Below are 19,873 nucleotides of genomic sequence, written 5' to 3' on the forward strand. Positions count from 1 at the left end.
GCTGGATTCATGATTTTGAATACATTGACATTTAAACAAAAACTTCACAGTCACGGTTGGTTTATTTTAATCAACAGTCTTATTGCGATGGCCATTGCTACTCGTTATTTTGCCTTCTTGCCAGAGATCCCAACGGACATACTTGGTTTTAGTTTTATTACTTCAGGCACCTTTAGCCAAATGGTATTACTAGTGGGATTAATCGGTCTGGTTGCTTTGCCTGCTCTAGCAATTCGTCCTGCAAAAATACGTAATGGGTTGCAAGCATTAATCGCCTCTATTTGTATTGCGACGTTATTTATTGATATCTTAGTGTTTGCTCAATACCGATTCCACATTAATGCCGTTGTTCTTGAATTGGTGCTTTCTGGTCAAGTAGTAAGCTTTCCACTCATTACATGGGTAACGGTTATTGGTGGAGTAATTGCTCTGGTTGTTGGTCAATACCTTTTGATCTCTTGGTTAGAAAAACCAGCCGCAATAACTCAGCACAAATTGGGTCGTAAATTTGCACTTATAACGTTCTTCGCATTATTAGCAACCCACGGAATTCATATTTGGGCTGCAGCGAACGCCTACCAACCCGTGACAACAGTAAAACGTTATTTACCTGCTTTTTACCCTGCAACATCAACAAGCATGATGAAAAAATATGGCTGGGTAAATGAAGAAGCCATTGCTCAACAAAAAGCGATGAAGCTAAATCGTAAAAGTGATTTAAATTATCCGCTTGCACCATTACAAAAAGAAGCGGTTGAAAAGCCAATTAATATTATGATTTTGACTGTTGATTCATGGCGCGCAGATACCTTTAACGCAGAAAATACGCCAAACATGTGGGAATACGCGCAATCAGGCGTGATTTTTAATAATCACATCGCAACAGGTAATGCGACACGTACGGGTATCTTTGGATTGTTCTATGGCATTCCAGGCACGTATTGGCACGGCTTCTTAGCTAACCAGAAAACACCTGCGTTAATTGATCGCCTACAAGAACTCAATTATGACATGGGAATATTCACAGCAGCACAGCTAGAAAAGCCTGAATTTAACCAGACTGTCTTTAAAAACATTCCAAATTTACGCATTAAATCAGAAGGTGGCTCGCCATCAGAACTAGATAAAGATCTAACTAAAGATTGGCTAGAGTGGTACAGCAAGCGTGATACCTCTAAACCTGCATTCTCATTCTTATTCTATGATGCACCGCATGGGTATGATTTCCCTAAAGATTATGCACATCGATATGAGCCAATGCTAGATGAGATTAATTATTTAGAATTGAGTAATGATAGCGATCCAACGCCTTTCTTTAATCGCTATAAAACGAGTGTACATTTTGTTGATAGTGTAGCAAAACAAGTATTAGATAAACTAAAAGAAACGGGTGATTTAGAAAATACGTTAGTGATTATTACGGGTGACCACGGTCAAGAAATGAATGATAACCGCATGAATTTCTGGGGTCATAATAGTAACTTTACAGACGCTCAGGTGAAGGTTCCGTTTGCTATATTTGGGCCAAAGATAAATGGTAAAGCGTTAGATTGGACGGCAGATGATTTAACTAGCCACCAAGATGTCGTTCCAACCTTGATGAAAAACTACTTAGGTGTAACAAACAACATTAAAGATTACTCAGTAGGTGAAGATCTATTAGGCAAGCATGTTGATCGTAATTGGATCATGACTTCAAACTACAGTGGTTATGCAATTATTGATAAAGAGTCGATTTTAGAAGTTGGTGCAACAGGACAATATCAATTGTTAGATAAGACTAACCGTCCAATGAAAGATGCTGAATTAAATTATCAACATCTTCAAGAAGCATTAGAGCAGATTAGTCGATTTAGTAAGTAGATTTTAGATTAAAGGATAAATATGAATATTTTAGTCACCGGCGGCGCAGGTTTTATTGGCTCAGCAGTTATTCGCCACATTATCAGCAATACATCAAACTCTGTCATCAATGTTGATTCTCTTACCTACGCAGGAAATCTAGAGTCTTTGAGTCAGGTTGAAGCATCAGATCGTTATTCATTTGAACACGTTGATATCTGTAATCGCACTGAACTTGACCGTATTTTTTCTGAATATCAACCTGATGCAGTCATGCACCTAGCTGCTGAGTCACATGTAGATCGCTCAATAGATGGCCCTGCTGCGTTCATTGAAACTAATATTGTCGGTACTTATACTTTACTTGAAGCAACGCGTGCCTATTGGAATTTGTTAGCTGATGATAAAAAGCAAGCCTTTCGTTTTCACCATATATCAACGGATGAAGTGTATGGTGATTTAGAAGGTACAGATGATTTGTTTACCGAAACAACCCCTTATGAGCCATCAAGCCCTTATTCCGCGTCTAAAGCTTCTTCAGATCATTTAGTTCGTGCATGGCAACGTACTTATGGCCTACCAACAGTTATTACTAATTGTTCAAATAACTATGGGCCATATCATTTCCCTGAAAAGCTGATCCCATTAATGATTTTAAATGCCTTAGAAGGTAAGTATTTACCTGTTTATGGCAATGGAATGCAAATTCGAGACTGGTTGTTTGTAGAAGACCATGCTCGCGCGCTATATAAAGTCGTTACTGAAGGTGAGATTGGCGAAACCTACAATATTGGTGGTCATAACGAAAAAGCCAATATTGAAGTAGTTAAGACCATTTGCTCATTACTTGAAGAGTTAGTGCCGAACAAACCTGAAGGTGTTGCTCAGTACCTTGATTTAATTACCTACGTAACAGACCGCCCTGGTCATGATGTTCGTTATGCTATTGATGCTTCAAAAATTGAGCATGAATTAGGGTGGAAACCAGAAGAGAGCTTTGAATCAGGGATCCGAAAAACCGTTCAATGGTATTTAGACAATAAACAATGGTGGTCACGCGTCCTTGATGGGTCTTATGCAGGAGAACGTTTAGGCGTATCAAGTGAACAGGTTGTACATAAGGAAATTAGATAATGAAAGGGATTGTTTTAGCCGGAGGCTCAGGCACACGCCTATATCCATTAACTCGTGGAGTATCAAAGCAGTTATTACCTATTTACGACAAACCAATGGTGTTTTATCCGATATCGACATTAATGCTCGCCGGTATTAAAGATATTTTAATTATCACTACTCCAGAAGATAACGCAGGTTTTAAACGCTTATTAGGCGATGGCTCTGATTTTGGGATTAACCTTGAATACGCAATTCAACCAAGCCCTGATGGTTTAGCTCAAGCTTTTATTATTGGCGAAGAGTTCATTGGTGATGACCCAGTCTGCTTAGTACTTGGTGATAATATTTTCTATGGTCAATCTTTCTCTAAAACGTTAAAGAATGCGGCTTCACGTGACTTAGGTGCCACCGTATTTGGTTATCAAGTAAAAGACCCAGAGCGTTTTGGTGTGGTTGAGTTTGATGAAAAAATGAAAGCAATCTCAATTGAAGAAAAGCCACTAAAACCTAAATCGAATTATGCGGTGACAGGATTATACTTTTACGATAACCGCGTAGTTGAAATGGCAAAACAAGTTAAGCCTTCTCATCGTGGTGAGCTTGAAATTACCACGCTTAATGAAATGTATCTTAACGATGGTTCTCTTAATGTTGAATTATTAGCTCGTGGCTTTGCGTGGCTAGATACAGGGACTCATGAGAGTCTGCATGAAGCCTCTTCATTTGTGCAAACCATTGAGCATATACAAGGCTTAAAAGTGGCGTGTTTAGAAGAAATATCATGGCGTAATGGTTGGTTATCAGATGAGCAAATATTAGATCTCGCAACCCCGATGATGAAGAATGAGTATGGCCAATATTTAACCCGATTAATTAACGATAATAAACAGAAAGAATTATAATGCTAAAGGTCCTTATTACAGGTGCAACCGGGCAAGTCGGTAGTCATTTAACTCTCTTATTAACGGGAAGAGCTCAACTGCTCGCGGTCGATAGGTCTGAATTAGATATCACCGATGAGAGTGCTGTGAACGCTATAGTTACAGAATTTCAGCCTGATTTTATTATTAACGCAGCAGATCATACCGCCGTTGATAAAGCATAAGAGTAAGTGGAAAGCTCTTATGCGATTAATGAACTCGGTCCTCGTTATTTAGCACAAGCTTCTGCACAAATTGGAGCAACCATACTTCATATTTCTACCGATTATGTATTTGAGGGAAATAAGCAAGGTTGCTACAGTGAAACCGATGTCACAAACCCACAAGGTGTATATGGGCTGAGTAAACTCGCTGGCGAAAAAGCAGTGATAGCAGAAAATGCTAAACATATTATTTTAAGAACGGCGTGGGTTTTTGGTGAGCAAGGTAATAATTTTGTCAAAACTATGCTGCGTTTAGGGGCTGGTCGAGAGGCATTAAGCATTGTTGGTGATCAATTTGGTGGGCCAACTTATGCAAAAGACATTGCGGCCACCTTAATTAACATCATGATGCAGCTAGCAGAGAACACAGCAGAAGTAGATGAGAATAAGTATTATGGTATTTACCATTATTCAGGCTTACCTCATGTAAGTTGGTATGAATTTGCCCGCACCATTTTTGCAAAAGCCCAAGAGCAAAAAGTACTAGATTCAATACCTACACTCTGCTCTATTTCAACAGCTGAATATCCGACACCGGCTAAACGACCGACAAACTCAACGATGAATACCTCTAAAATTACCGATACTTTTAGTATTCAAGCAAGTAACTGGACTACGGCCTTGGATAATCTTCAAGTTTATAAAGATAAGGGATAAGAAACGAATCATGAACGTTATAGATACCAATATTCCTGATGTAAAAATATTCGAGCCAACGGTGTTTGGGGATGAACGTGGGTTTTTCATGGAAACATGGAGCCAGAAGAAGTTTGAAGAATTAGTGACGGGAAAACCAACTCAGTTTGTACAAGATAACCATTCAAAATCTAAAAAAGGGATTTTGCGTGGCTTGCATTACCAAACAGAAAACACCCAAGGGAAACTAGTACGTGTAGTTTCAGGAGAGGTGTTTGATGTAGTGGTTGATATTCGTGAAAATTCCCCAACCTTTGGTCAATGGGTTGGCACTTATCTTTCTGCTGAAAACAAACATCAACTCTGGGTGCCAGAAGGCTTTGCTCATGGTTTTTATGTGACAAGTGAAGACGCTGAGTTTGTCTATAAATGCACGGATTATTATAACCCAAAATCAGAAATCTCAATTGCTTGGGATGATAAGGCTATTGGTATTGAATGGCCAATCACGACTCCACCTCAATTATCTGAGAAAGATAAAAATGCGATGATATTATCTCAAGTCACACCCATAAAGCAGGAGGACTAGATGCTAAAACCAAAAGCCTCTTTAATTATTGCATTTTATAACAATACAGTATGCTTAGAGTTAATATTTAAAGCCTTATCTACTCAAACGGAATCCAATTTTGAAGTGATTATCGCGGATGATGGTTCAAAGCAAGAAGCTATTGATTTCATTAATACCCGTAAAGAATCCTTACCTTTTACCGTTAAGCATGTGTGGCATGAAGATAAAGGTTTTAGAAAGAATCGTATCCTTAATCATGCAGTGCTCAAATCCAGTAGTGATTACTTGATCATTATTGATGGTGATTGTATCCCAGAAAAGCACTTTATTGAGGATCACTTTAATAATGCAGAAAAAGGGCGTAGCTTAAGTGGTCGTCGAGTTGAACTCCCAGAGCTGTATACTCAACGAGTTATGAATAGCGTATCTCCAGGAGCATTTTTTAGTGAAAATAAGCTAGAAATTTTAATACGGTACATGTTATCTAATGGAGATAAACAAACAAAAGGTCGCCATATTGAAAAAGGCCTTAGATTTGCTAAGCTGTGGCAACAATCTCTGTTTAAAGGAAAGAAAGCCAAAGCGATTTTAGGTTGTAACTTCTCATTATTTAAAGAAGATTTATTAAAAATAAACGGCTTTGATATGAGATATGAAGCGCCAGCAGTAGGTGAAGACAGTGATGTTGACTATCGACTAAACTTAGTCGGTGTTACCAATAAATCTCTCAATGGACTTGCCGTACAAATCCATTTGTACCATCCATGGTTAGATAGAGTTTCGGGTAATTGGGATATTCTCAGAGATACCATGAAGCATGAGAGGTATTGGGCTGATAGTGGTATTAATGATTGTTAAGAGCCTTATAAAGCCAAATAGAATAATTTTTTACTTGAAAATTATTCTTAATATATAAATTGATCGCTGGTAAATTACTAGTTTGTGTTGCGACTGTAAAACAGTGGCAACCTTTCGATGAAAAATAATTTGATGCATGGTCTAAAAGCTGAGAAGCAACACCTTTGCCTCTAGCGTATTCAGAGACCCCAATTAAACCTATTTGGCCTGAATTACCGTTAACTTTTAGAGTTATAAAGCCTTAGATAGAGTGATTTGTCTTATCTTTTAGTAGATAGCAAATATCGTCAAATGTACCATGAACTGCTTTTTTCACCCATTCAGTATAGAAACGTATCTTTTCTTGTTGTGAGAACCATGGGGACTTAAAGCGAGAATATTCATATAAATTATCTATAATATCATTGAGTTCAGGAAGATCTTGAGGAATCGCTGGTGTGATATTTGTATTAGACAATATTGTAGACTCTGTTGGTTGTATTTGTTTGATAAAATCAAGTTCCCCTTCACAGTATGAATATCCTAGTTCACATAACTCATTGATTTTATATGAATCTTGATTTTTTATTTTAGTTGTTATTAAGCAGTTAGTATTATTGTCATCTTTTAGAATATCGATACTACTTTTCCCATTTAAATCTATATCATAAATAGGTTTCTTGAAAAAATTAGAGTCCCAAACGCGTTTTTTTAACTGCATGATCATTAAGCCTGTTAGATAAGTTGAAAAATAATTTATGTTATAGTAAATAACATGTTTTACATAGCCTCAGAGTATTTTTATGATTCCATTTAATAAACCACCAGTAACAGATAATGAGATTTCATATATTGATCAAGCAATTAAAAGTGGTTGTCTTGCCGGAGATGGACATTTTTCAAAAAAATGTGAAACCTGGTTTGAAAATGCTACTGGAGCACAAAAAACCTTGTTAACACCTTCATGTACTCACGCATTAGAGATGGCAGCTCTTCTTATTGACATTCAGCCTGGTGATGAAGTTATTATGCCAAGCTATACCTTTGTTAGTACTGCAAATGCTTTTGTCTTAAGAGGTGCTAAAATTATTTTCGTTGATGTTCACCCTGAAACTATGAACATTAATGAGAATTTAATTGAAGCTGCAATAACAAAAAAAACAAAGGCGATTGTTCCTGTTCATTATGCTGGTGTTGCGTGTGAAATGGATCTTATTATGAGTTTAGCTCATAAGTATTCATTATTCGTAATAGAGGATGCTGCTCAAGGGGTAATGTCTACTTATAAAGGAAAAGCGTTAGGCTCTATTGGCCATTTAGGGGCTTTTAGTTTTCATGAAACTAAAAATTACACCAGTGGCGGTGAGGGGGGACTATTGCTTATTAATGACTCTAGATTTATAAAACGAGCAGAGATACTAAGAGAAAAAGGAACAAATCGTAGTCAATTCTTTAGGGGGATGGTAGATAAATACAGCTGGGTTGATGTTGGAAGCAGTTTCCTTCCTAGTGAAATTCAATCGGCTTATTTATGGGCTCAATTAGGTAGTGCTGATAAAATTAATAAAAAAAGATTATCTGATTGGTTGTTTTACTTTAATAAACTACTTCCATTTCAGCATGAAGGTTTAATCGATTTACCTCATATACCGGAAGAAGTAAAACACAATGCTCACATGTTCTATATTAAAGTAGAAAATTTAGAGGTTAGAACTCAAGTTTTAAATAAACTTAAAGATCGAGGTATATTAGCTGTATTCCACTATATACCATTACATAGTTCTATCGCTGGTCTTCAATTTGGTCGTTTTCATGCTGAAGATAAATATACAACCGAAGAAAGTGAACGATTGTTAAGATTGCCAATGTTTTACAACTTGTTAGAAAGTGAGAGAGAACTTGTGTGCAATGAGTTAATTAAGATTCTAAAGGAAATTCAATCATGATAGACATCAAAGATAAGCATGTTTTTTTTATCGCAGACAATGATCGATTTTTCTATTTATACGCAGATGCTTTAATTCATAGAGCTAAAATTTCTCCTGAATCTTTAGTTGTTATTGTTTTTCCTATGCTTGGTCATATGGATAATCTTAATAAAATAGAGCAAGTGACATATGCTCAAATTAACCCAGAAGTGATAGCATCGGCATTAGATGCAAAAACTATTACTTTTATGTCGTTACATAAAGGTAATTCATCTTATGTTAAGCAAGTTCTAGAATTAAACGAAAGCATTGTGGATAAAGTGCACATTTTTCTGGCAGATGATGAAGTAGATCGTTGGGGGAGAGTATTTAAGAAACACGACAATATTGTTGAAGATAATAAAGCTTTAATTGGTAGAGATGATATTTGGGTTCTAGGGAAGATAAATAAATTTATTGCTCATAAAAAAACATTTGAGCAAAAACTGGTAACACTGTTGAAGCGTGAAACGATAGAGTTTATAGATGCAGGGGTGATTTTTGATACGTTGCCTACGTTAGAGTCTGAATGCCTAAGGCAAGCATATATTAAGAATAAGATAGTTGCAGACTCTGAGAAAAAAATATTGATCGGTACCAAGCAGAAATCATTTGATTTGAGAACTATAATATCGATTATAAAAGAATGTACAGCTGTGTTGGGTGATGAGTATAAATTTCTAATATTGTGGCATAAAAAACAGAGAAAAGAGCGTATGTTTCTTGATTTACATTTGATCTATTTGAGGCATATAAAAAGGAAAACGGTTGATGTAAGCTATGTCACCGCTTTGAATCCTTTAGGTTATACAGCATTGGTAATGTCATGCTCTCACATCATATTGCAAGGACGAGGTGGTGCAAGTACCGCAAGACAATTTATCAAATGGGCTGGTGGTATTGTGTGTATACAAGAAGATACGGCTAATAATTTTGGGTTTCGAGATGCTTTAGGCTTGGATATACTTAGTTTTGAATCAAGTAAAGAGCTAGCAAGTAAAATTAAAGAAGAGAAAATATCTTTACAGCTTAATGCAGAAAGAACTCAAGATGAAGAGAAGCGTTCAATTCAAGAGTTATTTCGCTTATATAATTGAGCGTACTTTTTAAATGCTGAGTAATTATTTAAATGCAGGAAGTGTAGATTATCTAATTCGATTAAATATCTCTATTCCTTTCCCCTATAGTATGAAAATTGTATAAAAGTGGTAACCATGAATCCAATTCTATCCCTTATCGGTCGTACCGATGCCTTATTTACACAAGATATTGCTAGCCATGAAGCTGAACTATCTCGTATCGTCTCTCAATCTCGCTTCCTTGTTCTCGGTGGTGCAGGATCAATCGGCCAAGCGGTGACAAAAGAGATCTTCAAGCGTAACCCTCAAAAGCTACATGTTGTTGATATCAGTGAAAACAACATGGTTGAGTTAGTGCGTGATATTCGTAGCTCATTTGGTTACATCAATGGTGACTTTCAAACTTTTGCATTAGATATCGGTTCTATTGAATATGATGCGTTTATCAAAGCCGATGGCCAGTATGATTATGTATTGAATTTATCTGCACTTAAGCATGTACGTAGTGAAAAAGATCCATTCACTTTGATGCGTATGATTGATGTAAACGTGTTTAATACTGACAAAACAATTCAACAGTCAATTGATGCTGGCGCGAAAAAATATTTCTGTGTCTCTACCGATAAAGCAGCAAATCCTGTCAACATGATGGGTGCTTCAAAGCGCATTATGGAAATGTTCTTAATGCGTAAGAGTGAAAAAATGGCTATCTCTACCGCTCGTTTTGCGAATGTGGCTTTTTCTGACGGCTCTTTGCTTCATGGTTTTAATCAGCGAATTCAAAAGAACCAACCGATTGTAGCGCCAAATGACATCAAACGTTATTTCGTTACTCCACAAGAGTCAGGTGAACTGTGTTTAATGTCGTGTATTTTTGGTGAAAACCGAGACATCTTCTTCCCTAAATTAAGCGAAGCACTGCATTTAATTTCGTTCGCAGATATTGCGGTAAAATATCTTAAGCAAATTGGTTATGAACCTCATTTATGTGACAGCGAAGATGAAGCTCGCGAATTAGCTAAAACATTACCTGCTCAAGGTAAGTGGCCATGTTTATTTACCTCTAGTGATACTACTGGTGAAAAAGATTTTGAAGAATTTTTCACTGATAAAGAAACACTAGATATGGCGCGTTTTGATAATTTAGGCATCATTAAAAATGATCCACTTTATCAACAAGAGTTACTTGCGCTATTTGAACAAAAAATAGGTCAAATGAAGTCAGATCGTCAGTGGACTAAAGAAGAAATCGTACAATTATTCTTTACCATGATCCCTGATTTTGGGCACAAAGAAACAGGCAAGTACCTTGATAGCAAAATGTAATTAAGAAAGTGGAGACCAAAGTAATGAACAAAACACCACTAGTTGAGTTTGTGCGAGATATTTATCAAACTAATGACTTTATTCCACTGCATGCCCCAACGTTTGATGGCAATGAGCAGAAGTATGTTCTAGAAACCATTCAAAGTACTTTCGTATCTAGCGTTGGTAAATTTGTAGATGAATTTGAACAGAAAATAGAATCCTATACAGGAACAGCAAAAGCGGTTGCGACGGTTAATGGAACAGCTGCGCTTCATGCTGCCTTGTATATGGCAGGCGTTCAGCATGGTGATTTTGTTATTACTCAAGCGCTTACTTTTGTTGCAACCTGTAATGCATTGCATCACATGGGTGCAGAACCAATCTTTGTCGATGTATCACCTGTAAGCTTAGGGCTTTGTCCTAAAGCGATGGATGAGTATTTAACTCAACATGCACAAGTTACGGAAACGGGGTGTATTCATTCACAAACTAAACGTCCAATTCGTGCGGTTGTACCAATGCATACCTTTGGACACCCTGTCGAATTAGATGAATTGATTGCCGTTTGCCATAAATGGAATATTACCTTAGTTGAAGATGCAGCTGAAAGCTTAGGCTCTTTTTACAAAGGTAAACATACGGGTACGTTAGGCGATTTTGGTGCGGTTAGTTTTAATGGTAATAAGATCATTACAACTGGTGGCGGCGGTATGGTGCTATGCAAAACGGCAGAGCTTGGAGCTCGAACAAAACACGTTACTACGACAGCAAAAGTACCACATCCTTATGAGTTCTATCATGATGAAGCCGGTTTTAACTATCGAATGCCGAACCTTAATGCAGCGTTAGGTTGTGCTCAGATGGAAGTATTAGAACCATACTTAGCTCAGAAGCGAGTATTGGCAAATCGTTATCAAGATTTTTTTGCTGAAAGTGATTTCCAATTTGTGTCTGAGCCTGAATATGCACAGTCAAATTATTGGTTAAATGCAGTGATTTGTCCGTCAGTAGACGCGCGTAATGATATTTTAAAACAAACCAATGAATCAGGTGTAATGACTCGCCCAATCTGGCAATTGATGCACCGTTTGCCAATGTTTAAAGAGGCACCTCGTGGTGATTTAACTCAGTCTGAATATATTGAAGCACACTTGATTAATTTACCTAGCACGCCTGTTGCACTGTAGCTGTAATGAAAGACAACAAAGAGGTAATCGGTTTATTATGAGTCAGCTATTCATGAATAAGAAAGTAGCCGTTTTTACAGGGACAAGAGCAGAGTATGGCCTGCTCTTTTGGCTTTTAAAAGATATTCAAAATGACCCAGAACTTCAGTTGCAACTTTTGGTTTCTGGCATGCATTTATCTCCAGAATTCGGAGAAACCTATAAGCAAATAGAAACCGATGGGTTTGTGATTGATGAAAAAATTGAAATTCTTCTTTCATCCGATTCAGCAGTAGGTACAGCCAAAAGTATGGGGTTGGGTGTGTTAGGGTTTGCAGATTCGCTTTCACGATTACAACCTGATGTTCTAGTGATTCTTGGTGATCGTTTTGAGGCGTTAGCTGCCGCACAAACAGCAATGATCATGCGTATTCCCATTGTTCATTTACATGGTGGTGAAATCACTGAAGGTGCTTATGATGATGCGATTCGCCATGCAATCACTAAACTTAGTTACTTGCACGGAACATCAACTGAAGACTATCGCCAACGTGTTATACAATTAGGTGAAGATCCGAGTCGAGTGCAAAATGTTGGTGCTATTGGGTTAGACCATTTAAAACGTGCGACATTTATGACGGTGGCAGAGTTATCTGAATCATTAGATTTTACTTTAGATAAGCCTTTCTTTTTGGTAACCTATCATCCTGTAACCCTCGGTAATGAAGCACCAGAAGAGAGTTTTCAAGCCTTATTAAATGCGTTAGATGAGTACCCAGATCATCAAGTTATTTTAACGTATCCAAATGCCGATGATGGTGGGCGACGTATAATTCCAATTCTTGAAGAATACGCTCGTAGCAATCCAACACGAGTATTAGCAATCCCTTCTTTAGGACAGGTTCGTTATCTTAGCTCGGTTATGCATGCAACTGCTGTTATTGGTAATTCATCAAGCGGAATAATTGAAGTGCCTGCCTTTGATGTTCCGACCGTAAATATAGGTTCAAGACAAAAAGGGCGTTTAGCCGCTAAGAGTGTTTTGAATGTTGAACCTAATCAACAGTCGATTTCAGACGCGATACAAGTTGCTATAGACCGAACTTATAAACTTGCTGATGAAAAGATCCATAATCCATATGGTCAGGGTGATACTAGCGGTAAAGTGATTGAAATGATTAAATCGTTGCAATTCACACCAAGCAAAGCGTTTTACGATATAACTATTAACGATGTAGAGTGAGAGAGTCATGACCCTAATTATTGCAGAAGCTGGCGTTAACCATAACGGTGATGAAAATCTGGCCTTTCAACTTGTTGATGCGGCTTATCACGCAGGTGCAGACATTGTTAAATTTCAAACCTTTAAAGCAAAAAATCTAGTAACGGAAGATGCAGTTCAAGCAGAGTATCAAGTTACCAATACACAAAAGCAAGAATCACAATTAGCAATGTTAAGTCGATTAGAGCTTTCGTATGATATTCACCATCAGCTAGTTAAGCATTGTGAATCGTTAGGTATTGAATTTCTTTCAACCGCGTTTGATTCAGAAAGCCTTGATTTTTTAGTAAATGATTTAGGGTTAACTCGTCTTAAAATTCCATCAGGTGAAATTACCAATGCCCCATTGGTTTTAGAGCACGCTCGTACTGGATGTGATTTAATTGTCTCTACTGGCATGGCAACCTTGTCAGAAATTGAAGCAGTATTAGGCGTCATTGCTTTTGGTTATGTTGCAGATAAAACAGAAGAGCCAAGTGAGTTAGCTTTTCAGCAAGCTTATGCTTCAGAGCAAGGTCAGAAAGCACTAAAGAAAAAAGTGACAATATTGCATTGCACTACAGAATACCCAGCTCCAATGGTTGAAATCAATCTCAAAGCAATGGATACATTAGGTCGTGCATTTGAGTTACCTGCAGGCTATTCCGATCACAGTGCAGGGATCACCATTCCAATTGCTGCTGTTGCTCGTGGTGCGGTTTTAATTGAAAAGCACTTTACGTTAGACCAAAACATGGAAGGCCCAGACCATAAAGCCTCTTTAGAGCCTCAAGAATTAACAGCTATGGTAAGCGCAATACGCCAAGTTGAAGTTGCTTTAGGTGTGGGAGTGAAAAGTCCAACGGTATCAGAAGTAAAAAACAAAGCCGTTGCGCGTAAAAGTTTAGTGGCAGCGAAAGCGATTCAACAAGGTGATCTTATTACAGAAGATAACCTTACAATTAAACGCCCAGGATCAGGCATGTCGCCATACCACTACTGGGCTCTATTGAATCAACCTGCAAGCCAAGATTATAAAGCAGGAGATTTAATTGTTGAGTAAGACAGAGTTAAAGCCTCTGGTTGTGATTGGTGGAGGAGGTCACGCAAGTGTCTTAGTTGATATCCTTCGTTCACAACAGCGTGAAATTCTTGCTATTGTTAGCCCAGAGGATATTAGTCAGCGTCGTGTTTTCTCTGGCTTAACACATCTTAAAAATGATGACGATGTACTTGGTTTTTCACCAGACTCAGTATACTTGGTTAATGGCGTAGGCATGCTCCCTAAGTCAGGGTTAAAGCGTAAACTAAATGAGTATTTTATATCTCTTGGATATTCATTTGAAACCGTGATTTCTGATAGCGCTCAAGTATCCTCATTTGCTGAGATAGAGCAAGGTGCTCAAATTTTTTCAGGGGCTATCATTCAAGCGGGTGTAGTGATTGGTGCTCACAGTATTATTAATAGTGGTGTAATTATTGAGCATGACTGCATGATTGGTCAGTATAACCATATTGCGCCTAAAGCAATATTATGTGGTCAAGTGACGACACATCAATATGTATATATTGGAGCAAACGCAACTGTGATTCAAAACATTACGCTTGAACAAAGTTCGATTGTTGGTGCGGGTGCTATAGTGACTAAAAATATATCTTCTGAACAAATCTGCTACCCAAGCCGTTCGGTATTGAAATAAGTAATAAGGTAAGTCATGAGTTATTCTTGGAAAAAAGTATTAATTAAACCGGAATCCACCATTGTTGATGCGCTTAGAGTTATTGATAATGAATCATTGAGAATCGCATTAGTTGTTAATGATGAACAGCAGCTCTTAGGTGTAGTTACAGATGGTGATATTCGTAGAAGTATTTTAAATAACTTACCTTTAGATACCCTTGTTGTAGATATCATGAGTTGCTCACCTATTACGGCATCAGTGAATACAGCAAAAGAGCAGTTAGTTAAATTAATGGAGAGCGAAGGGATTCTTGCGATACCATTAATGGAAGAAAATAAAGTGGTAGGGCTAGAAACGCTCCATCACTTATTTGAAGAGAAAACCTATCACAACCCTGTATTTATCATGGCAGGTGGCTTTGGTACGCGTTTGCGTCCTCTAACAGATTCTTGCCCTAAACCCATGCTTAAAATTGGTAATAAGCCAATTTTAGAGACAGTTATTCGTAGCTTTATTAAAGCGGGTTTTGTAAATTTCTATATATCGACACACTATATGCCAGAGCAGATCCAGCAGCACTTTGGTGATGGATCTGATTTAGGTGTAAAGATCAGCTATGTTCATGAAGATTTTCCGCTAGGTACTGGTGGGGCGCTTGGTTTACTTCCTGATGATTTACCAAAAGACCTACCATTAATCATGATGAATGGAGATGTACTTACCAAGGTCGATTTTGAACGTCTATTAGATTTCCATACAGAAAATGAAGCCGATGCAACCATGTGTGTTCGCGAGTACGATTATCAAATCCCTTATGGCGTGATTAATGGTGAAGGAAACAAGATTACAAGTATGGTAGAGAAACCAATTCAACGTTTCTTTGTTAATGCTGGTATTTATGTCGTGTCGCCACGCGTGATCCAGTCGGTTCCTGAAAATCACCATATTGATATGCCAACATTGCTAGAACAGCATATGAATGAGCGCGATAACATTCTTATGTTCCCTATTCATGAATATTGGTTAGATATCGGTCGTATGGATGATTTTAATCGTGCACAAGCGGATATTCATACTTTGGGTGTTTTATAATGATTAGTAATAAAAAAATAATGGCGATTATTCCTGCTAGAGGCGGCAGTAAAAGATTACCAAGGAAAAATATACTTCCTTTAAATGGAAAGCCTTTAATAGCTTGGTCTATTGAAGCGGCACAACAAAGTAAATAGATTGATACCGTATTTGTCAGTACGGATGATCAAGAAATTGTGGAAGTATCACAAAGATTTGGTGTTGACGTTCCTGAATTGAGACCTAAAAAATTAGCTTCAGATACAGCGACAACAGAAAGTGTGCTTTTCTATACCTTGAATAAATTTGGTTCTGATGTAGATATTGTTGTTATTTTACAACCGACATCGCCGCTTCGTACTGCTCAGCATATTGATGAAGCCCTAGAATTATTTATTAAAAAAGAAGCATTTTCAGTCGTATCAGTAACACCTTGTGAGCATTCACCACTCTGGACTAATACTTTACCGAAAGATGGATCTATGGGGGAGTTTTTACGTCAAGAGGCCTTGCAACGTTCACAAGATCTAGAAGAGTTTTATCGCTTAAACGGTGCTCTATATTTATTTGATGTAGATAAGCTAAAGAATAAAGGTGAAATTCGTTATACATCAGAATCTTTTTCTTATGTAATGGATAATCACGTGTCGTTTGATATAGATACTAAGTTAGATTTTGAACTGGCTGAATTTTTTTGTAAAGGAGAACTAAAATGAAATATTGCTCTAAATGTGTAATGCCTGATACTAGACCTGGGATAGCATTTGATGAAAATGGTATTTGTACCCCATGTCTAAATCATGAGAAAAAGAAAAATATCGACTGGGATTCTAGGTATAAAGAGTTAGAAAAACTTTGCGAAAAATATCGTGGTATTAATGGTGAAGGGCAATATGATTGTATGATCGCCGTTTCTGGCGGTAAAGATAGTCACTATCAAGTATATTTCATGAAAGAAGTTATGAAGATGAATCCATTACTGGTTTCGGTTGAAGATAACTTTCCTATGACTGATGCCGGTAAGCATAATATTAGAAATATTTCTGAAGAGTTTGGATGTGACATAATATCATTGAAACCTAACATCAAGGTGCAGAAGCATTTGATGAGAAAGACATTTGAACGATATGGTAAGCCGACGTGGTTTATTGACCGGTTAATATATACATATCCATTAATGATGGCTGAAAAATTTAATACAGCGCTTTTGGTCTATGGTGAAAATGTAAGTTTCGAATATGGTGGTGCGGATGCAGTTGAAACTTATTCAGCTAGAAATATTATTGATAATGGTGTAGCTAGTGATATTCCATTTGAAGATTTAATTGATGATAACATTCAAGATAACGATCTTGTACTTTGTCACGCTCCAACAAAATCACAGTTAGACCGTATCGACCCAATGTATCTTGGTTATTTTATTCCTTGGGATAGTTTTACGAACTATAATTTTGCAACAAAACGTGGATTTAAAGATTTAACACATGAGTGGGATAGAACTCATCATGTAGAGAACTTTGATCAAGTTGATTCTCGGGCTTACTTGGTTCACCCTTGGTTAAAATATCCAAAATTTGGTCATGCATCAGCGACGGATTATGCTGCAAGAATGGTGCGTTATGGAATGTTGACTAGAAAAGAAGCGGTGGAGTTAGTTAAAGCTAAAGATGCGAAATTAGATCCTAAATGCATTGAAGATTTTTGTAATTTTCTAGGCTATTCGAATAGGCAATTTTGGGATGTTGTAGATGGCTTATACAATACTGAATTGTTCAATAAGGATAATAATGGTGAGTGGGTGTTAAAATCCATCTAGTTTTATAGTGTTAATTAATAATCCGAAAGAAATATATCTTTTGGATTATTAAAATATAACTTAATATTAACAGCATCAGGTAAATCGCATGAGTATGCTTTTTAAAAGGGATTTGATTAAATTAGTCTTTATAATTTACAAGGTATTTCTTAAAAACCTAGGTTCCAAGAATAACCGACACACTTTGGTATAGATTTGAGAGTCAGTTGCCTATAAGCTTCAAGCTCTCACACAATCAACTAAGGTAACCCCATGGGATACCAATATAAGCAACTGACACTAGGTGAAAGATACCAGATTGAAGCGTGGAATACACATAGTATTTCTGCTCGTGAAATAGGACAAAAATTAAAACGGAGCAATGGCTCCATTTCAAAGGAACTACGACGTTGTCCTGCTGGAAGCTATTCTGCCGAGCAAGCGCATAAACACGCTTTCCAAAAAAGAACACTTTCGATTAAGCACACAAAATGCAGCCAAAAGAATAAAAAAATAATTCACCTATATCTTCAGCTTGGTTGGAGCCCAGAGCAAATATCTGGACGAATGCGTAGAGAAAAAATAGAAAATACAATATGTTGCAGTACTATTTACAACGCAATTAAAAGAGAGCAGTGGCAAAGGATGCTTGCTCGAAAAGGCAAAAAATACAAACAACGCAAAGGTGTAGAAGCAGGAGCAAGACTCATTCCTAACCGCATTGATATATCTCAACGCCCTGCTATTGTCGATGATAAATCTGAGGTTGGTCACTGGGAAGGTGACACTGTTTATGGTCAAGACGGGTATTTAGTAACGATGGTAGAACGAGTGTCTAAGCTATTAGTTACGTGCAAAGTACGCAATAAATCCAAAAAGGCCGTTACTCGCGGGATAAATCGCATGATGAAGCCCTTTAAAGAGCTTTGCAAAACAATCACATTTGATAATGGCGGAGAGTTCGCAGGTCATGCTAAGATAGCTAAGCATCTGAACTGTGACATTTATTTTGCTAAACCTTACCATTCTTGGCAACGAGGTTTGAATGAAAATACCAATGGTTTACTAAGACGTTTTTTCCCAAAGGGAATGGCCATTGGAGAACTTACTGCAAAAGAGATTAAACAGGCAGAGTTTTTGATTAATTCTCGACCTAGAAAGACATTAAATTTTCTGAGTCCGAGCGAGTTTTTAAACGGTAAGAGTGTGTCGGTTATTGTTACGATCTAGCAAATTCATCACAAGATTGAAACTTATTGATGATCAATTTGTAGATCATTCTGAATATTTTTTAATGGTTCTGAACTTAAATTAGACGATTACAATAAAATGGTTCGAAGAGCAGGGACAGTACTCATTGTTAGAGGCCTCCTTCTACTCGATTAGAATAATTCAATGCCAATAGATTTTAAGAGTTCAAGCATCAGCTCATTGTCAGTATAAGTTACCTGTGTATGATATTCTTCTTTAGACTGTTTTGCAGAATATATTTTTATATGAGGGTAAATGATTTTTAAAGTGTACAGTGCTGTAGATGCTATCCCGCCTATGTTGTTGATATTTAGTTGCTTTTCTGCAATTTCTAATTCAATAGGTAGTGTTGAATCGTGATACGTCAAGTTTTCAATCTTCAAAATTTCTTTGCGGATATCTGAAGTTTCTGTACGATGAGGTGCATATAAGATTTTCTTTCCTGTAGTTTTAGCAAAACGCTTAATTGCATCTAAGTAGAAAGACTTAATTGTCCCATGACAATCAATGCTACCTTGGCCTAAGAAGAGAGCGTATTCATTAGAATGTTCGCGCTGGTGATCGTCATTCAAATTATATGTTTCTCTCATGTTAGAAAAATCATTTTTGACAACTGGCACCGTGGGATCCTTTATATCAAAAATTGTGAAAATCTCTAACTTTTTAGAAATGGGTAGTCGACCAATAGGCTTTAGTCCCTGCATTTTTATTATCAGATCATTTACAAATCGTGGGCGATAGAAAGTGTGCTCTGTTTTGATAAAGCGCTCATATTCCCCTAAAGTTAACGAACCATCATCGAAATAAATTTCAGTATCAGGTTTCAAGTTACGTAACAGAAATTTGGTTCGCCATCCGTTATATTCGCCATGAAAAAAGTGCTTAATAGAGCTATTCGTTCTTATCTTATTGACCGCTTTGATGGCCTTCGGCATTGAGAATGTTCGTTGGCTTCGCTCAATATTAATCACATGCGTCCAATCATTTTCATTAACAATCTTTGTCATTTGGCTAATTGCGGGCTCCATATCTTGTTTTACAAGCAGGAGGATATTATCATTAGTCGCATAATGACATCTTGCTTCATTTGCACAAATATATTGAAAGGGGGATGTCACAAGAAAAACATTCATGAAAATTAACCTTA

At 37.2% G+C, this 19,873-nt stretch carries 18 protein-coding genes and 2 pseudogenes; 17 read left to right on the plus strand and 3 right to left on the minus strand.

The annotated features are described in order from the left end of the window. The first annotated feature begins 24 nt into the window (after positions 1-24). From VSAL_RS01480 to VSAL_RS01505, 6 genes and pseudogenes are all read left to right on the plus strand, one after another. Positions 25-1,863 carry a DUF3413 domain-containing protein gene (locus VSAL_RS01480; protein WP_044583366.1) on the plus strand — a complete coding sequence of 613 codons (1,839 nt, stop codon included), beginning with the start codon at positions 25-27 and terminating at the stop codon, positions 1,861-1,863. Positions 1,864-1,884: 21 nt separating this feature from the next. Next, the gene (rfbB, locus tag VSAL_RS01485; RefSeq protein ID WP_012549060.1) at positions 1,885-2,976 is read left to right on the plus strand and encodes a dTDP-glucose 4,6-dehydratase; all 1,092 of its coding nucleotides are present in this window, start codon (positions 1,885-1,887) and stop codon (positions 2,974-2,976) included. After that, positions 2,976-3,860, plus strand: a complete 885-nt coding sequence (gene rfbA, locus VSAL_RS01490) for a glucose-1-phosphate thymidylyltransferase RfbA (RefSeq protein ID WP_012549059.1) — start codon at positions 2,976-2,978, stop codon at positions 3,858-3,860. Before rfbB ends, rfbA begins: the two co-directional genes overlap by 1 nt. Further along, positions 3,860-4,759: pseudogene (gene rfbD / locus VSAL_RS01495) on the plus strand (dTDP-4-dehydrorhamnose reductase). The gene rfbA and the pseudogene rfbD overlap by 1 nt, the downstream one beginning before the upstream one ends. Positions 4,760-4,769: 10 nt before the next feature. Beyond that, positions 4,770-5,327: a dTDP-4-dehydrorhamnose 3,5-epimerase gene (gene rfbC / locus VSAL_RS01500; protein ID WP_012549058.1), complete on the plus strand. Its 558-nt coding sequence runs from the start codon at positions 4,770-4,772 to the stop codon at positions 5,325-5,327. Beyond that, positions 5,328-6,167 (plus strand): glycosyltransferase family 2 protein, encoded by an 840-nt coding sequence (locus VSAL_RS01505; protein ID WP_012549057.1) that lies wholly within the window; start codon positions 5,328-5,330, stop codon positions 6,165-6,167. Here VSAL_RS01505 and VSAL_RS24210 read toward each other — a convergent pair. Together VSAL_RS24210 and VSAL_RS01510 are read right to left on the minus strand one after the other, a co-directional pair. Further along, complete coding sequence (locus VSAL_RS24210) at positions 6,154-6,402, minus strand: GNAT family N-acetyltransferase (RefSeq protein WP_083799305.1); 249 nt, start codon at positions 6,400-6,402, stop codon at positions 6,154-6,156. The two genes, VSAL_RS01505 and VSAL_RS24210, sit on opposite strands and share 14 nt — an antisense overlap. Before the next feature lie 6 nt (positions 6,403-6,408). Further along, positions 6,409-6,867: a GNAT family protein gene (locus tag VSAL_RS01510; protein ID WP_044583155.1), complete on the minus strand. Its 459-nt coding sequence runs from the start codon at positions 6,865-6,867 to the stop codon at positions 6,409-6,411. Between the two features lie 82 nt (positions 6,868-6,949). Here VSAL_RS01510 and rffA point away from each other — a divergent pair, with 82 nt between their 5' ends. The 11 genes and pseudogenes from rffA to VSAL_RS01565 all read left to right on the plus strand — a co-directional run bounded on the left by rffA (position 6,950) and on the right by VSAL_RS01565 (position 18,705). Further along, on the plus strand, positions 6,950-8,092 hold the full coding sequence (gene rffA, locus VSAL_RS01515; RefSeq protein WP_012549056.1) for a dTDP-4-amino-4,6-dideoxygalactose transaminase: 1,143 nt from the start codon (positions 6,950-6,952) through the stop codon (positions 8,090-8,092). Next, complete coding sequence (locus VSAL_RS01520) at positions 8,089-9,210, plus strand: hypothetical protein (protein ID WP_012549055.1); 1,122 nt, start codon at positions 8,089-8,091, stop codon at positions 9,208-9,210. Before rffA ends, VSAL_RS01520 begins: the two co-directional genes overlap by 4 nt. A gap of 117 nt (positions 9,211-9,327) precedes the next feature. After that, entirely contained in the window at positions 9,328-10,518 is a 1,191-nt protein-coding gene (locus VSAL_RS01525) for a UDP-N-acetylglucosamine 4,6-dehydratase (protein WP_012549054.1), read from the plus strand. Positions 10,519-10,541: 23 nt separating this feature from the next. Next, on the plus strand, positions 10,542-11,687 hold the full coding sequence (locus tag VSAL_RS01530) for a LegC family aminotransferase (protein WP_012549053.1): 1,146 nt from the start codon (positions 10,542-10,544) through the stop codon (positions 11,685-11,687). Between the two features lie 37 nt (positions 11,688-11,724). Continuing rightward, on the plus strand, positions 11,725-12,909 hold the full coding sequence (neuC, locus tag VSAL_RS01535) for a UDP-N-acetylglucosamine 2-epimerase (RefSeq protein WP_012549052.1): 1,185 nt from the start codon (positions 11,725-11,727) through the stop codon (positions 12,907-12,909). Between the two features lie 7 nt (positions 12,910-12,916). Then, positions 12,917-13,990, plus strand: coding sequence for an N-acetylneuraminate synthase (neuB, locus tag VSAL_RS01540; protein WP_012549051.1), 1,074 nt, complete (start codon positions 12,917-12,919; stop codon positions 13,988-13,990). Beyond that, positions 13,983-14,627 (plus strand): acetyltransferase, encoded by a 645-nt coding sequence (locus tag VSAL_RS01545; protein WP_012549050.1) that lies wholly within the window; start codon positions 13,983-13,985, stop codon positions 14,625-14,627. Before neuB ends, VSAL_RS01545 begins: the two co-directional genes overlap by 8 nt. A gap of 15 nt (positions 14,628-14,642) precedes the next feature. After that, a complete protein-coding gene (locus VSAL_RS01550; protein ID WP_012549049.1) occupies positions 14,643-15,701 on the plus strand; it encodes a nucleotidyltransferase family protein in 1,059 nt (352 codons plus the stop codon). Continuing rightward, a pseudogene (locus VSAL_RS01555) lies at positions 15,701-16,396 on the plus strand (acylneuraminate cytidylyltransferase family protein). The gene VSAL_RS01550 and the pseudogene VSAL_RS01555 overlap by 1 nt, the downstream one beginning before the upstream one ends. Then, positions 16,393-17,496, plus strand: coding sequence for an N-acetyl sugar amidotransferase (locus VSAL_RS01560; protein WP_012549048.1), 1,104 nt, complete (start codon positions 16,393-16,395; stop codon positions 17,494-17,496). The pseudogene VSAL_RS01555 and the gene VSAL_RS01560 overlap by 4 nt, the downstream one beginning before the upstream one ends. Positions 17,497-17,748: 252 nt before the next feature. Next, the gene (locus VSAL_RS01565) at positions 17,749-18,705 is read left to right on the plus strand and encodes an IS30-like element ISVsa7 family transposase (RefSeq protein WP_012549047.1); all 957 of its coding nucleotides are present in this window, start codon (positions 17,749-17,751) and stop codon (positions 18,703-18,705) included. A 152-nt stretch (positions 18,706-18,857) separates the two neighbouring features. Here VSAL_RS01565 and VSAL_RS01570 read toward each other — a convergent pair whose 3' ends face one another. Next, the gene (locus VSAL_RS01570) at positions 18,858-19,859 is read right to left on the minus strand and encodes a polysialyltransferase family glycosyltransferase (RefSeq protein ID WP_012549046.1); all 1,002 of its coding nucleotides are present in this window, start codon (positions 19,857-19,859) and stop codon (positions 18,858-18,860) included. Positions 19,860-19,873: the final 14 nt, after the last annotated feature.

The sequence above is a fragment of the Aliivibrio salmonicida LFI1238 genome (assembly GCF_000196495.1).
Classification (GTDB): domain Bacteria; phylum Pseudomonadota; class Gammaproteobacteria; order Enterobacterales; family Vibrionaceae; genus Aliivibrio; species Aliivibrio salmonicida.

Bases quoted from the DNA above. Each gene is read 5' to 3' on its own strand.
- rfbB (WP_012549060.1), top strand. From the start codon at position 1,885: ATGAATATTTTAGTCACCGGCGGCGCAGGTTTTATTGGCTCAGCAGTT.
- rfbA (WP_012549059.1), top strand. From the start codon at position 2,976: ATGAAAGGGATTGTTTTAGCCGGAGGCTCAGGCACACGCCTATATCCA.
- rfbC (WP_012549058.1), top strand. From the start codon at position 4,770: ATGAACGTTATAGATACCAATATTCCTGATGTAAAAATATTCGAGCCA.
- VSAL_RS01505 (WP_012549057.1), top strand. From the start codon at position 5,328: ATGCTAAAACCAAAAGCCTCTTTAATTATTGCATTTTATAACAATACA.
- VSAL_RS01510 (WP_044583155.1), bottom strand. From the start codon at position 6,867: ATGCAGTTAAAAAAACGCGTTTGGGACTCTAATTTTTTCAAGAAACCT.
- rffA (WP_012549056.1), top strand. From the start codon at position 6,950: ATGATTCCATTTAATAAACCACCAGTAACAGATAATGAGATTTCATAT.
- VSAL_RS01520 (WP_012549055.1), top strand. From the start codon at position 8,089: ATGATAGACATCAAAGATAAGCATGTTTTTTTTATCGCAGACAATGAT.
- VSAL_RS01525 (WP_012549054.1), top strand. From the start codon at position 9,328: ATGAATCCAATTCTATCCCTTATCGGTCGTACCGATGCCTTATTTACA.
- VSAL_RS01530 (WP_012549053.1), top strand. From the start codon at position 10,542: ATGAACAAAACACCACTAGTTGAGTTTGTGCGAGATATTTATCAAACT.
- neuC (WP_012549052.1), top strand. From the start codon at position 11,725: ATGAGTCAGCTATTCATGAATAAGAAAGTAGCCGTTTTTACAGGGACA.
- neuB (WP_012549051.1), top strand. From the start codon at position 12,917: ATGACCCTAATTATTGCAGAAGCTGGCGTTAACCATAACGGTGATGAA.
- VSAL_RS01550 (WP_012549049.1), top strand. From the start codon at position 14,643: ATGAGTTATTCTTGGAAAAAAGTATTAATTAAACCGGAATCCACCATT.
- VSAL_RS01560 (WP_012549048.1), top strand. From the start codon at position 16,393: ATGAAATATTGCTCTAAATGTGTAATGCCTGATACTAGACCTGGGATA.
- VSAL_RS01565 (WP_012549047.1), top strand. From the start codon at position 17,749: ATGGGATACCAATATAAGCAACTGACACTAGGTGAAAGATACCAGATT.
- VSAL_RS01570 (WP_012549046.1), bottom strand. From the start codon at position 19,859: ATGAATGTTTTTCTTGTGACATCCCCCTTTCAATATATTTGTGCAAAT.